Annotated in this window: 13 protein-coding genes; 5 read left to right on the top strand and 8 right to left on the bottom strand. The window is 74.7% G+C overall.

The genetic code is table 11. The features are described from left to right. The first annotated feature begins 10 nt into the window (after positions 1–10). Together Q1A09_RS10320 and Q1A09_RS10315 are read left to right on the top strand one after the other, a co-directional pair. The gene (locus Q1A09_RS10320) at positions 11–1,042 is read left to right on the top strand and encodes an NAD(P)/FAD-dependent oxidoreductase (RefSeq protein ID WP_299954345.1); all 1,032 of its coding nucleotides are present in this window, start codon (positions 11–13) and stop codon (positions 1,040–1,042) included. A gap of 9 nt (positions 1,043–1,051) precedes the next feature. Next, entirely contained in the window at positions 1,052–1,684 is a 633-nt protein-coding gene (locus tag Q1A09_RS10315; RefSeq protein WP_299954343.1) for a bifunctional 2-polyprenyl-6-hydroxyphenol methylase/3-demethylubiquinol 3-O-methyltransferase UbiG, read from the top strand. A gap of 58 nt (positions 1,685–1,742) precedes the next feature. On the opposite strand, the gene Q1A09_RS10310 is transcribed toward Q1A09_RS10315, so the two are convergent. Next, positions 1,743–2,717, bottom strand: coding sequence for an NAD-dependent epimerase/dehydratase family protein (locus Q1A09_RS10310; protein WP_299954341.1), 975 nt, complete (start codon positions 2,715–2,717; stop codon positions 1,743–1,745). Positions 2,718–2,825: 108 nt separating this feature from the next. On the opposite strand from Q1A09_RS10310, the gene Q1A09_RS10305 reads away from it, so the two are divergent. After that, positions 2,826–3,392 carry a hypothetical protein gene (locus tag Q1A09_RS10305; protein ID WP_299954339.1) on the top strand — a complete coding sequence of 189 codons (567 nt, stop codon included), beginning with the start codon at positions 2,826–2,828 and terminating at the stop codon, positions 3,390–3,392. Positions 3,393–3,407: 15 nt separating this feature from the next. Here the strand turns inward: Q1A09_RS10305 and Q1A09_RS10300 are convergent, their stop codons facing one another. The 7 genes from Q1A09_RS10300 to Q1A09_RS10270 form a co-directional block, all read right to left on the bottom strand. Continuing rightward, entirely contained in the window at positions 3,408–3,884 is a 477-nt protein-coding gene (locus Q1A09_RS10300) for a DUF5994 family protein (RefSeq protein WP_299954338.1), read from the bottom strand. Between the two features lie 373 nt (positions 3,885–4,257). Next, positions 4,258–6,147, bottom strand: a complete 1,890-nt coding sequence (gene typA / locus Q1A09_RS10295; protein ID WP_299954336.1) for a translational GTPase TypA — start codon at positions 6,145–6,147, stop codon at positions 4,258–4,260. 199 nt (positions 6,148–6,346) lie between these two features. Next, positions 6,347–6,661, bottom strand: coding sequence for a hypothetical protein (locus Q1A09_RS10290; protein WP_299954335.1), 315 nt, complete (start codon positions 6,659–6,661; stop codon positions 6,347–6,349). Positions 6,662–6,755: 94 nt separating this feature from the next. After that, positions 6,756–8,072 carry a DUF4232 domain-containing protein gene (locus Q1A09_RS10285; protein ID WP_299954333.1) on the bottom strand — a complete coding sequence of 439 codons (1,317 nt, stop codon included), beginning with the start codon at positions 8,070–8,072 and terminating at the stop codon, positions 6,756–6,758. Positions 8,073–8,114: 42 nt separating this feature from the next. Beyond that, positions 8,115–8,885 (bottom strand): thioredoxin domain-containing protein, encoded by a 771-nt coding sequence (locus Q1A09_RS10280; RefSeq protein ID WP_299954331.1) that lies wholly within the window; start codon positions 8,883–8,885, stop codon positions 8,115–8,117. Beyond that, complete coding sequence (locus tag Q1A09_RS10275) at positions 8,875–9,351, bottom strand: MauE/DoxX family redox-associated membrane protein (RefSeq protein WP_299954328.1); 477 nt, start codon at positions 9,349–9,351, stop codon at positions 8,875–8,877. Before Q1A09_RS10275 ends, Q1A09_RS10280 begins: the two co-directional genes overlap by 11 nt. A 155-nt stretch (positions 9,352–9,506) precedes the next feature. Further along, a complete protein-coding gene (locus tag Q1A09_RS10270) occupies positions 9,507–10,064 on the bottom strand; it encodes a YceI family protein (RefSeq protein ID WP_299954326.1) in 558 nt (185 codons plus the stop codon). A gap of 90 nt (positions 10,065–10,154) precedes the next feature. On the opposite strand from Q1A09_RS10270, the gene Q1A09_RS10265 reads away from it, so the two are divergent. Together Q1A09_RS10265 and Q1A09_RS10260 are read left to right on the top strand one after the other, a co-directional pair. Further along, the gene (locus Q1A09_RS10265) at positions 10,155–10,667 is read left to right on the top strand and encodes a MarR family winged helix-turn-helix transcriptional regulator (protein ID WP_299954323.1); all 513 of its coding nucleotides are present in this window, start codon (positions 10,155–10,157) and stop codon (positions 10,665–10,667) included. A 110-nt stretch (positions 10,668–10,777) separates the two neighbouring features. Continuing rightward, positions 10,778–11,650 carry an endonuclease domain-containing protein gene (locus tag Q1A09_RS10260; protein ID WP_299954321.1) on the top strand — a complete coding sequence of 291 codons (873 nt, stop codon included), beginning with the start codon at positions 10,778–10,780 and terminating at the stop codon, positions 11,648–11,650. Positions 11,651–11,714: the final 64 nt, after the last annotated feature.

Raw genomic sequence — 11,714 nt, 5'->3', positions numbered from 1 at the left:
GAGTGCAGCCGTGGACGAGCGGTACGACGTGGTGGTCATCGGCGGCGGGGCGGCCGGGCTGAGCGGGGCGCTGGCTCTGTCCCGGGCCCGCCGGTCGGTCCTGGTGGTGGACGGCGGCGCCCCACGCAACGCCCCGGCCGCCGCCGCGCACAACTACCTCGGGCGGGAGGGCGTCCCGCCACGGGAGCTGCTGGCGATCGGCCGCGGCGAGGTGGCCGGCTACGGCGGGCAGTTCGTCGACGGCGAGGCGGCCTCCGCTGCTGCCGTCGACGGCGGCTTCCGGGTGCAGCTGGCCGACGGGCGGTCGGTGCACGGCCGGCGGCTGCTGGTCACCACCGGGCTGGTCGACGAGCTGCCCGACGTCCCCGGCGTGCGCGAGCTGTGGGGCACCCACGTCCTGCACTGCCCGTACTGCCACGGCTGGGAGGTGCGGGACCAGGCCATCGGCGTCCTGGCGACCGGCCCGATGTCGGTGCACCAGGCGCTGATGTGGCGGCAGTGGAGCGAGGACGTGACGCTCTTCCTGCACGGCCGGGTGGAGCCCACCGACGAGGAGTGGGAGCAGCTGGCGGCCCGCGGCGTCTCCGTCGTCGACGGCCCGGTCGCGGCCGTCGAGTCCGACGGGGACCGGCTGACCGGCGTCCGACTGGTCTCCGGTCAGGTGGTGCCCCGCGATGCCCTGGTCGTCGCCCCCAGGTTCACCGCCCGGTCGGCCCTCCTGGAGTCACTCGGCCTGCCGGTCGAGCCGCTGGAGGTCATGGGTCAGGTCGTGGGCAGCGCCGTCCCCGCGACGCCGGTCGGCTCGACCGACGTCCCCGGGGTCTGGGTGGCCGGCAACGTCACCGACCTGACGGCGCAGGTGATCGGCGCGGCCGCCGCGGGGCTCAAGGCCGGTGCCGGGATCAACGGCGACCTGATCGCCGAGGACACCCGGCTGGCCGTGGCGGCCCGCCGGGCGGCTCCCGCCCGGCAGGTCTTCTCCCCCGCCAGCGAGCGCGAGCTCTGCGACCAGGTGCTCGGCGACCGCCGGCACGGGATCTGAGGAGGAACGGTGTCCGACCACGAGCACACCGCGCAGCCCGACGGGCACGACCTGGCGTCCTGGGAACAGCGCTACCGCGACTCCGCCGCGCTCTGGAGCGGGCGGGCCAACGCCGTCCTGGTGGCCGAGGCCGCCGACCTGCCGCCGGGGCGTGCCCTGGACGTCGGCTGCGGCGAGGGCGGAGACGCCCTGTGGCTCGCCGGCCGGGGCTGGCAGGTGACCGGGCTGGACTGGTCGGAGGTGGCCCTCGCCCGGGCAGCCGAGCACGCGGCCGGGGCCGGGCTGACCGACCGCACGGAGTGGGTCCGCGGCGACGTCGGCACGTGGGCGCCGCCGGAGCAGGCCTTCGACCTGGTCACCGCCCACTTCCTGCACCCTCAGGAGACCCTGCGGCACGAGCTCGTCCCACGACTGGCGGCCGGCGTGGCCCCCGGCGGCACGCTGCTCTGGGTCGGTCACCCCTACGACGAGGAACGGGCCGCGCTGTGGGGCGGGGACCGGTTCTCCACCGCCGCCCAGGTCGCCGCCGACCTGGACCCGGCGCAGTGGGAGGTGCTGACCGCCGAGTCCCGGCCGCGGGCCGGCGCCCAGGACGGCCACCACCACGCCGACGAGATCCTGCGGGCCCGCCGCCGGGGTTGAGCCACCCGGGGAGGGGTGGAGCCGCCCGCGCAGGCGGCTCCACCCTTCCCGGACCGGGTCAACCCGCGAGCAGCGCCCGTTCCAGCTCGGGCGGGAGGCCCGGCAGCTCGCGGCCCGGTGGGGGCTGCGGGCGGTCGGGGGTCCGCATCCAGGCCCAGGTGTCGGCGACCGAGTCGCGCACCGGCCGGGAGGGCAGGCCCAGCTCCCGAGCGCGGGTGGTGTCGACGTTCCAGGCGGTGCGCGCCGTCCCGGCGGCCAGCCACAGCGGCAGGTGGGTCCACTCCTGGACGCCGGCGGCGAGCAGCTCGGCGTCGGACAGCGGCACCCACTCGGCGTCGCTCCCGGTCACCTCGCGGCAGGTCTCCAGCAGCCCGCCCAGCGTCGTCATGCCGGCCGGCCCGGTGGCGTTCACCGGCCCGCCCTGGCCACGCTCGGCCATCTGCACCAGCCAGCCGGCCAGGTCGCGGGCGTCGACCAGCGCGATCGGCTGGTCCAGCGAGTCGGCCGGGACGACGACCCGACCGCCGGCGGCGATCCGGTCCAGCCACCAGCCCAGCCGGTACAGCGGGTCGTGCGGGCCGACGATCAGCCCGGCCCGCGCGGTGAGGAACCGGTCGCCGAGGGCCGCGGAGAGCACCCGCTCAGCGTGCGCCTTGTCCGGTCCGTAGGCCTCCTCGTCGGTGTCCCAGGTCGGCTCGCCCTCCCCGGCGATCGGCCCGGGCGGCCAGTTCCGGTAGGCGTTCAGGCTGCTGACGAAGGCGTACCCGGCGACGTCGGCGAGGGCCGCCGCCGCGTGCTCCGCCGCGGACCGGGTCTGGCACGACGTGTCCACCACCAGCTGCGGCGACCAGCCGTCCAGCGCCGCCGGCAGCGCGGCGGGGTCGTCGCGGTCGCCGATCAGCACCCGCGCGCCCACCGGCGGCGGGCCGGACACCCCGCGGGTGAGGGTCGCCACCTCGTGCCCACGCGCCAGCGCCGCGGTGACGACGTGCCGGCCGAGGAAGCGGGTACCGCCGAGGACCAGGAGTCGCATGCCCCGACCTCAGCGCAGCGACCGGGCCGCCGTCCAGCCGATCCGCTGCCAGCGCAACCGGCGCGCGCAGCCCGGCGACCGGCGCGACCCGGCCGCTACCGTGGCGCGGTGCCGCTGCTGGGACCGGACGACCCCCTCCCCCGGCGTCCGGCCCGGGTGCTGGTCGCGGGCGCTTCCGGGGCAGGCAAGACGACGCTGGCCACCCGGATCGGCGTGGTGCTGGGGCTACCGCGGGTGGAGCTGGACGCGCTGTTCCACGGACCCGGCTGGGCGCCCCGCCCCGAGTTCGAGGACGACGTGCGGGAGTTCGCCGCCGGGCCGGCCTGGGTCACCGAGTGGCAGTACCGGCCGGTGCGCCCGCTGCTGGCCGGTCGCACCGACCTGCTGGTCTGGCTGGACCTCCGCCGCGCCCTGGTGATGGGCCAGGTCGTGCACCGGACGCTGGACCGGCGCCTGCGCCGGACGGAGCTGTGGAACGGCAACGTCGAGCCGCCACTGCACACCGTGCTGACGGACCCGGAGCACATCGTGCGCTGGGCCTGGCAGACCCATCACCAGTCCGCCCAACGGGTGCGCGACCTGCGACGGCAGCGCCCGGACCTGGTGGTCGTCCGGCTCACCAGCAGGCGGCAGGTGGACCGGTGGGCCGGCCAGACCCTGTGCGGGGTGGCGTAGCGCCGGCCCCCTCGCTCAGCCGGCGCGGACGCCGGCGAGCGGGACGACCTGCGACCGGGAGCCGGCAGTGGCCAGCCCGCGCTGCGAGGTGGTGTCCTCGCGCAGCCCGGCCAGCCGCAGCGCACGGACGCCGGTCAGCGCGTCGGCCTCCGGGGGCACGACCAGCAGGTCCACCCGGCGCTCGTCGTCGACGGTGAGCGAGACCAGCTGCTGGTCCATGCTGGCGAACCCGCCGGTGCGCACGGTCCGGCCGCCGATCAGCACCTTGCGGGCCGGCGCCTCGTCCCAGGCACCCACGGCGTAGGTGAAGCGGTCGATCCGAACGCCGAGGCTGTCCAGCGCCGCGACCAGCTCGGGCAGCTCGACCGACAGCAGCCGGCTGCGCGGCCACCACGCCCCGTCGAACGTGCCGTCGGTCGCGGCCGTCGCCGGGCGCAACCGCACCCGCACGTCGATCCCGTTCCGGAAACCTGCTGCTCGCTGGACCGTCATCGGTTCCCCGACCACCTCTCGCGCCCGTCCCCCAGGTGTCCTCGGCCTTCCCCAGCCGAGCACACCTCTCCGGACCGGAACGTACGACCGCGGGTGCGACACCCCGGCGCGCCACGAGGAAGCCTCGCACCACTCATCGACACGACCGGCCGGTCATCACGATCCGTGATCGGACGGCAACTCATGACACACGCACCCCACCCGTCTCAGCAGTCCTGGTGCGCGTGTCGTCCCGAGACGACGAACGCCGCCGCCCCCCGGAAGGGACGACGGCATTCGGCTGACGTTGCTCAGGAACCTGCGGTCAGATCCCGGCCCCGCTGCAGGGGCCCGCGCCGAGCCTGCGAGGCGTGGGGGGCAGCGGGGTCCTTGCTCACGGCTTGGGCTTCCGGTTCTTGGACCGACCGCGGACCGTCTGGTCCAGCTCCACCTTGCGCACGCGCACGGCGCCCGGGGTGACCTCCACGCACTCGTCCTCGGCACAGAACTCCAGTGCCTGCTCCAGGTTGAGCAGGCGCGGCGGGATGAGCCGCTCCAGCTCCTCGGAGGTGGACTTGCGCATGTTGGTGAGCTTCTTCTCCTTGGTGATGTTGACGTCCATGTCGTCGGGACGGGAGTTCTCCCCGACGATCATGCCCTCGTACACCTCGGTGCCGGGCTCGACCATCATCTGGCCGCGCTCCTGCAGGGAGAACATCGAGTAGGTCGTCGCCACACCGCTGCGGTCGGCGACCAGCGAGCCGGTCGGACGGGCGCGCATGTCGCCCAGCCACGGCTCGTAGCCCTCGAGGTTGTGGTTCAGCACGCCGGTGCCCCGGGTCTCGGTGAGGAACTCGGTGCGGAACCCGATCAGGCCACGCGAGGGGACGATGTACTCCATCCGCGCCCAGCCGGTGTCGTGGTGCACCAGGTTCTCCAGCCGACCGCGCCGGACGGCGAGCGCCTGGGTCAGGGTGCCGACGTACTCACCCGGGGTGTCGATGGTGACCCGCTCGACCGGCTCGTGCAGCTTGCCGTCGATCTCCTTGGTGACCACCTGCGGGCGGCCGACGGTGAGCTCGAACTCCTCGCGGCGCAGCTGCTCGACGAGGATGGCCAGGGCCAGCTCGCCGCGACCCTGCATCTCCCAGGTGTCCGGACGCTCGGTGGGCAGCATCCGCACCGAGACGTTGCCGACCAGCTCCTGGTCGAGGCGGTTCTTGATCAGCCGGGCGGTGAGCTTCTTGCCGCTCTTGCCCGAGATCGGCGAGGTGTTGATGCCGATGGTGATCGAGATCGACGGCTCGTCGACGGTGATCGCCGGCAGCGGGCGCGGGTCGTTCGGGTCGGCGAGGGTGTCGCCGATCATGATGTCCTCGATGCCGGCGATGGCGATCAGGTCGCCGGGGCCGGCGCTCTCGGCCGGGGTGCGGGTGAGGCCCTCGGTGACCAGCAGCTCGGTGATCTTGGTGCGGGTGATCGTGCCGTCGGCCTTGCACCAGGCCACCTGCTGACCGCGCTTCATCTCACCGGAGTGGATGCGCAGCAGGGCGAGCCGGCCGAGGAACGGCGAGGCGTCGAGGTTGGTGACCTGCGCGCGCAGCGGCTCCTCGGCGTCGTACTCCGGCGCCGGGACGGTGTCCAGCAGCGTCTTGACCAGCGGACCGAGGTCGGGGCTGTCCGGGACGGTGCCGTTCTCCGGCTTGTTCAGCGAGGCCTGGCCGGTGCGGCCGTTGCAGTAGACGATCGGGAACTCGAGCGTCTCCGCGGGCAGGCCGGCGTCCTCGAGCAGCTCCATGAACAGCTCGTAGGTCTCGTCGACGACCTCCTCGATGCGGGCGTCACCGCGGTCGGTCTTGTTGACCGCGAGGATGACCGGCATCCCCTTGCCCAGTGCCTTGCGCAGCACGAAGCGGGTCTGCGGCAGCGGGCCCTCGGAGGCGTCGACGAGCAGCACCACGCCGTCCACCATCGACAGCGCGCGCTCCACCTCGCCACCGAAGTCGGCGTGGCCGGGGGTGTCGACGATGTTGACGACCACGGGGTTGCCGTCGTCGTCGTGCAGGTGGATCGCGGTGTTCTTGGCGAGGATGGTGATCCCGCGCTCGCGCTCCAGGTCCATCGAGTCCATGACCCGGTCCTGCGTGGAGTCGTTGTCGGTTCCCTCGCCCTTGGCGCGGCCCAGGGCACCGGCCTGCCGGAGCAGGGCGTCGACCAGGGTCGTCTTGCCGTGGTCGACGTGGGCGATGATCGCCACGTTGCGCAGGTCGTTGCGGGTGGGCATGCGGAGAGGCACCTCGGGATCGCGTGGGGGGTCTGCGCGCTACGGCGCGCGACAGTCGTAACGGCCCAGGCGGCCGAGACCTTCCCATGGTAGGGGACGGCGGGCCCCCGACCGGCCGGCTGTGACCGGTCCCCCACTCTGGGGGGACCTCGGGCCCCTCATCCCCCGCAGGCTCGGGACGAGACACTGGACCGAGGACTCAGACCGACCCGCGGTCGGCCACCACCCAGGACAGCGCCGCGGCCAGCACCGTCACCAGCCCGACGGCCAGCCAGGCCGGCCAGCCGACGCCGATGGCCAGCACGTGGGCGAGCACGAACGCGGCGACGTAGGCGACCGCGAGCCCGGCGGCCACGGCCAGGCCGCGCCGGCGGTACCAGAGCCAGCCCGCCGCCAGGCCGCCGGCGGCGAACACGATCCCACCGAGGGCGCGCACACCGGTGCCCTGGGCGATGCCGAAGCCGGCGGCCAGCCCCACGGCCACCGGGACGGCCGACGGGAGACGGGTCTGCACGCGGGCGAGGGTGGAGGACGACATGGCACCCAGTGTCCCAGCGCGCCGGGCCGGCGTCGGGACGGTCAGCTCCAGCCGGTCAGCTCCAGGGCGGTCAGCTCCAGGGCGGGGCCCACGGGGCGATCCCCCACGCGCCGCCGTCGGCGATGTCGAACGGGGCCGCTCCCCCACCCTCCAGCTCGGCGGCGACCAGCGTGGTCGAGGCGTCCAGCGCGACGGTCACCGCCTGCGGGGTCGCCAGGTCGGCCCAGCCGCCGTAGCTGCGCCAGGTGAGCAGCGCGACGGCGGAACCGCCGGGAGCGACGCCGACCCGCTGCGCCTCGGCGGGCGTCCCCTCCGGGGTCTCCCCCGGCCCCACCTGCAGGGCGAGCGGCCGGCCGTCCTGCAGCAGCACGACGACCGGCACCCCCTCCAGCCAGCAGGACGTCGGCCCGGTGTTGGTCGCCTCCAGCGCGGCCGCCCGCGCGCCCATCGCCGCGTCGAACCCGCCGACCCGGAAGGTGAGGTCGGACTGCGCGCAGGGCTGGTCGGCCACCACCGGCTCCGGTGTCGGTTCCGGCGTCGGGGCGGGCGGGACCGGTGCCGGGCTCGGCTCCGGCGCGGGCGTCGGCGCGGGCGTCGGGGCGATCGCGACCGGCTGCCCGCGCTCCACCGCCCGGTCGTCGGAGATCGGGACGAGGACGAGCGCGACCACCGCCAGAGCCGCGGCTGCACCGGCACCCACGCCCCGGGCCCGTGCGCCGGCAGCTCCCGGCGCGGCGAGGAAGCGGACGAGCAGCACCGCCAGCGCGACGGCCGCCATGTGCCCGAGCAGCAGCGACCGGTCGAACCGGACCGGGTCGCGCACCAGCTCTGCGGCGGTGACGCCGACGGCGAGGCCGCTGGCCGCCAGCGCGGCCGCCGCCCTCCCACGGGAGGACGTGCCGACCTCCCCGATCGCCCCGTCGAGCAGGTGGAGGACGGTCGACTCCAGCAGCCAGCCGGCCAGCAGCATCCCCACCAGCACGTGTGCCGAGCCGGCGGCGAGGAGCAGGAGGAAGGCGGGCAGGACGAGCGCGACCAGCAGCAGCGGGACCAGCGCTGCTGCGCCGAGTGCGTGCACCACCGCGGGCAGCCGGCGGTCCGGGGCGCCGCGCGGCGTGCCGTCCAGCGTCCGGACCACCAGCGCGACGCCCACCACGGCGAGGAACACACCTGCGCCGGCCCACCACCACAGTCCCTGCAGCGCCGCCTCGGGACCGTCCGGACCGCACCCACCCGCGCCGGTCGCGCACCCCAGCGGGTCGTCCGGGTCGAACCAGCTCGGGGTGTACTGCCCGGCCGACAGACCGGCGGACGTCGCCAGCAGGAGGCCGACGACCAGCAGTGCGACGCCCAGGTGGCGGGCCCAGCGGGGCGGCTCGTCGGTCACGGCCGGTGAGCCTGCCCGACCGGCCGCGCCCGCGGGGGGACGTCAGCCCTGGGCGGCGGCCTCGACGGCGGCGGTGATGCCCTCCGGGGTCAGCTGGGTGGTGTTGTCCAGCGGCTCGCCGTCGACCAGGACGGTCGGGGTGGCGTTCACGTCGGCCTGGCTCGACGCCTCGGTGACGTCCGCGACCCAGTCCTCGAACCGCAGGTCGGTGATCCCCTGCTCCACAGCCTCCCCGGTGGCGCCGGCCTGGGCGGCGTACTCGATCAGCTGGTCGTCGGACAGACCCTCGCCGCCCTCCTCCGGCTGGTTCGCGAACAGCAGGTCGGAGAACTGCACGAACGCGTCGATCCCGGCCTTGTCGGCCACGACGGCGGCCGCGTTGAGCGCGCGGGTGGAGTAGTCGGTGGTGGAGAAGCGGTCCAGGATCGCGATCGGGCGGTACTCGAGGGTGATCTGCCCGTCGGCGACCAGCTGCTCCAGGGTGTCCCCGTTGATCTCCTCGAAGCGCTGGCAGACCGGGCACTGGAAGTCCGCGTACACGCTCACCGTGACCGGGGCGTCGGCCTGGCCGACCGGGAACGCCGTCCCGTCCGCGACGGTGCCGGCCGGGGCGGCGGCGTCGGCGTCGGTCGACGTCCGGGAGGACTGGACGACGAAGACGACCACCAGGGCGATGACCAGCACCGCGGCGGCGACGACCCCGCCGAGCACGGTCCGGCGGCGGCGCTCGGCGGCCGCCCGGGCGGCCGTCTCGGCGGCGCGCTTCTCCGCGATCCGCTGGCGGGCGGCCGCGCGCTTGGACTCACCGGACATCGACGTGCTCCGTTCGTTCGGGGGAACCCAGCGCCAGCCGGGAGGAGGGCCACCAGGCCAGGGCCAGGGCGACCAGCAGCAGTGCGGTGTCCCGGGCGATCTCGCCGGGGTATCCGGTGTCCTCGGCGGCGACCTCCCCGCCGCCGCCGAAGCAGCCGCAGTCGATCTGCAGCCCGCGGGCCCAGGCCGAGCCCACGCCGACGAGGAACACCACCATCAGCACCGCCGAGGCGATCGCCGCCGTCCGGACGAACACCCCGGCGAGCAGGGCGAGGCCGACGGCGATCTCCAGCACCGGGAGGCCGAAGGCGACCGGGCTGACCAGCGCCTCGGGCAGCAGCCGGTAGGCGCGCACCGCCCGCTCGGCGGCCGCCGGGTCGGGGAGCTTGAGCGCGCCGGCGACGATGAACACGACGCCGAGCAGCAGCCGGGCGGCGGTCGCGGCCCACGGGCGGATGGTCTGCACGCCGTCACTGTCCTGCGCGGCGGCGCTGTGGTTCCCGCACGCCGGCTGTGAGTTCGCTGGCAGTTCCCGGACGCACCGAGGGCCCCGGCGCGGTGCGCCGGGGCCCTCGAGTCAGTCGCGAGACGTGCCCGCCCCGAGGAGGGCGGGCTGCGTCATCAGGAGGCGCGGAGCACGGCCTCGATCTCGAGCTCGACGTCGATCTTGTCGCCGACGACGACGCCGCCGCCGTCCATCGGCATGTCGATGTCGACGCCGTACTCCTTGCGGGAGATGGAGGTCTTGCCGGAGAAGCCGGCGCGCGTGCCGCCGTAGGCGTCCGGGCCGAAGCCGTTGAGCTCCAGGGCCAGGGTGACCGGCTTGGTGATGCCCTTGATCGTCAGGTCGCCCTCGACGACCCAGTCCTCGCCCTTGTTGCGCACACCGGTGGAGCGGAACTCCATCACGGTGTGGTTGCCGACGTCGAAGAAGTCGGCCGACTTGATGTGCGCGTCCCGCTGCTCCTGGCGCGTGTCGATCGAGTCCATGTCGATCTTGGCGTGCACGGTGGACAGCGACGGGTCGGCGGCGGTGACGATCTCTCCGGAGAACTCACGGAAGTAGCCGCGCACCTTGCTGACCATCATGTGGCGGACGGAGAAGCCGACGGTCGAGTGCGACGCGTCGATGTCCCACGTGCCGACGACGTAACCGGGGATCTGGGTGGTGCTGGCCATGGCGGACTCCAAGTGGTTGAGCGTTTGACTGCCTGCGTCGGACCGTAGCGTAGTTGAAGACTTGAGTATTCCGCCAGTACCCTCGTCCACATGACGAGTGACGTGTCGTCCGCCGCACCGACGGCGGGCGGCGACACCCCGGCGGCTGCCGAGCCGCGCTGGCTGGACGCTGCCGAACAGCATGCCTGGCGTGCCTGGCTCTACAGCTGGATGCTGCTGGACGACCGGCTGGACCGCGAGCTGACCCGGCAGACCGGCATCTCGCACGCGTACTACGAGATCCTCGTGCAGCTGTCGGAGACCGAGGGCCGGCAGCTGCGGATGAGCGAGCTCGCCGAGCGGTGCCTGTCCTCCCGCAGCCGGCTCTCGCACGCCGTCTCCCGGCTCGAGGAGCGCGGCTGGGTACGCCGGCAGGTCTGCGCCGAGGACGGCCGCGGCCAGCTCGCCGTCCTCACCGACGAGGGGTTCGCCGCCTTGGAGGGCGCCGCACCGGTGCACGTGGCGAGCGTGCGCACCCACCTGTTCGACCAGCTCAGCCCGGCGCAGGTCGCCGCCATGCAGGACATCGGCGAGACCCTCCTCCGCCACCTCAACGACCAGTGATCGAGTGACAGCTCAGCGGGCTCACCACAGCCGGAGAGCCCGCTGAGCTGTCACTCACCGGCTGTGGACGGCGCCAGCGGCGACCTGCCCCGCTGCGGCAGGGTGCGGCGGTGCCCCGCCCCGTCCACCGCCCGGCGCAGCTGCGCGGTCGCGTCTTCCGCGGCACGTCCGCCGTCCGCGGCGGCCTGCTGACCCCCGACTGCCTGCGCGGGCCCGCGTGGGTCCGGCTCTTCCCCGACGTCTACGCCGACGCCGCCCTCGATGTGACCCACACGGTGCGCGCCCGGGCCGTCGGGCGGCTGCTGCTCCCGCACGGTGTCGTCTCCGGCGCCAGCGCCGCCGCACTGTGGGGGCTGACCGACCTCACCCGCCCGGAGGACGACGTGGAGGTCACGGTCGCACCGGGGACACCCCGCGGCGCGGCTGCCGGCGTGGTGGTGCGCCGGCGCGCACTCCCTGTTGATCAGGTGCGCCCCGTCGAGGGAGTCCGCGCGACCGCCCCGGAGACGACGGCGCTGGAGCTCGCCGGGCGGCTCCCCCCGGACGATGGCGTCGTCCTGCTGGACCGGTTCGTGGCCGCCCGGCTCACCACGCTGACCACGCTGCAGCTCACGGCCGCCGAGCTGACCGGCCGCGGCAGCCGCCGGGCCCGGGCGGCGTGCGCTCTCGCCGATGGGCTGGCCGCCTCGCCCCCGGAGACCCGGCTCCGGTTGCTGCTCTCCCGCTCGTCACTGCCACCGGCGGTGGCCCAGCACGCGGTCCGGCGCGACGGGGTGTTCCTGGCGCGCGTCGACTTCGCCTGGCCCGAGCGGCGCATTGCGCTGGAGTACGAGGGCGCGTGGCACACCACCCGGATCGCTGCGGACCGGCGGCGCATCGAGGCACTGCAGGCGGCGGGCTGGCGGGTGCTCTTCGTGACCGCCGCCGACCTCCACTCCCCCGCTGACCTGCTGGCGCGCATCGCTGCCGCCCTCAGCGAGTGACAGCTCAGCGGGCTCACCGGAGCGCGAGACCCCGCTGAGCTGCCACTCGCGGTACGGGACGGGG

Origin of the sequence: uncultured Modestobacter sp. (assembly GCF_947486615.1) — a bacterium.
GTDB lineage: Bacteria > Actinomycetota > Actinomycetes > Mycobacteriales > Geodermatophilaceae > Modestobacter.
Note: the sequence above shows the minus strand (reverse complement) of the source record. Positions and strands in the feature narration are given on the sequence as shown.

Excerpts from the sequence above, each read along its gene's own strand:
- Q1A09_RS10270 (WP_299954326.1), bottom strand. The coding sequence starts at position 10,064 with ATGGCCAGCACCACCCAGATCCCCGGTTACGTCGTCGGCACGTGGGAC.
- Q1A09_RS10310 (WP_299954341.1), bottom strand. The coding sequence starts at position 2,717 with ATGCGACTCCTGGTCCTCGGCGGTACCCGCTTCCTCGGCCGGCACGTC.
- typA (WP_299954336.1), bottom strand. The coding sequence starts at position 6,147 with ATGCCCACCCGCAACGACCTGCGCAACGTGGCGATCATCGCCCACGTC.
- Q1A09_RS10300 (WP_299954338.1), bottom strand. The coding sequence starts at position 3,884 with ATGACGGTCCAGCGAGCAGCAGGTTTCCGGAACGGGATCGACGTGCGG.
- Q1A09_RS10280 (WP_299954331.1), bottom strand. The coding sequence starts at position 8,885 with ATGTCCGGTGAGTCCAAGCGCGCGGCCGCCCGCCAGCGGATCGCGGAG.
- Q1A09_RS10265 (WP_299954323.1), top strand. The coding sequence starts at position 10,155 with ATGACGAGTGACGTGTCGTCCGCCGCACCGACGGCGGGCGGCGACACC.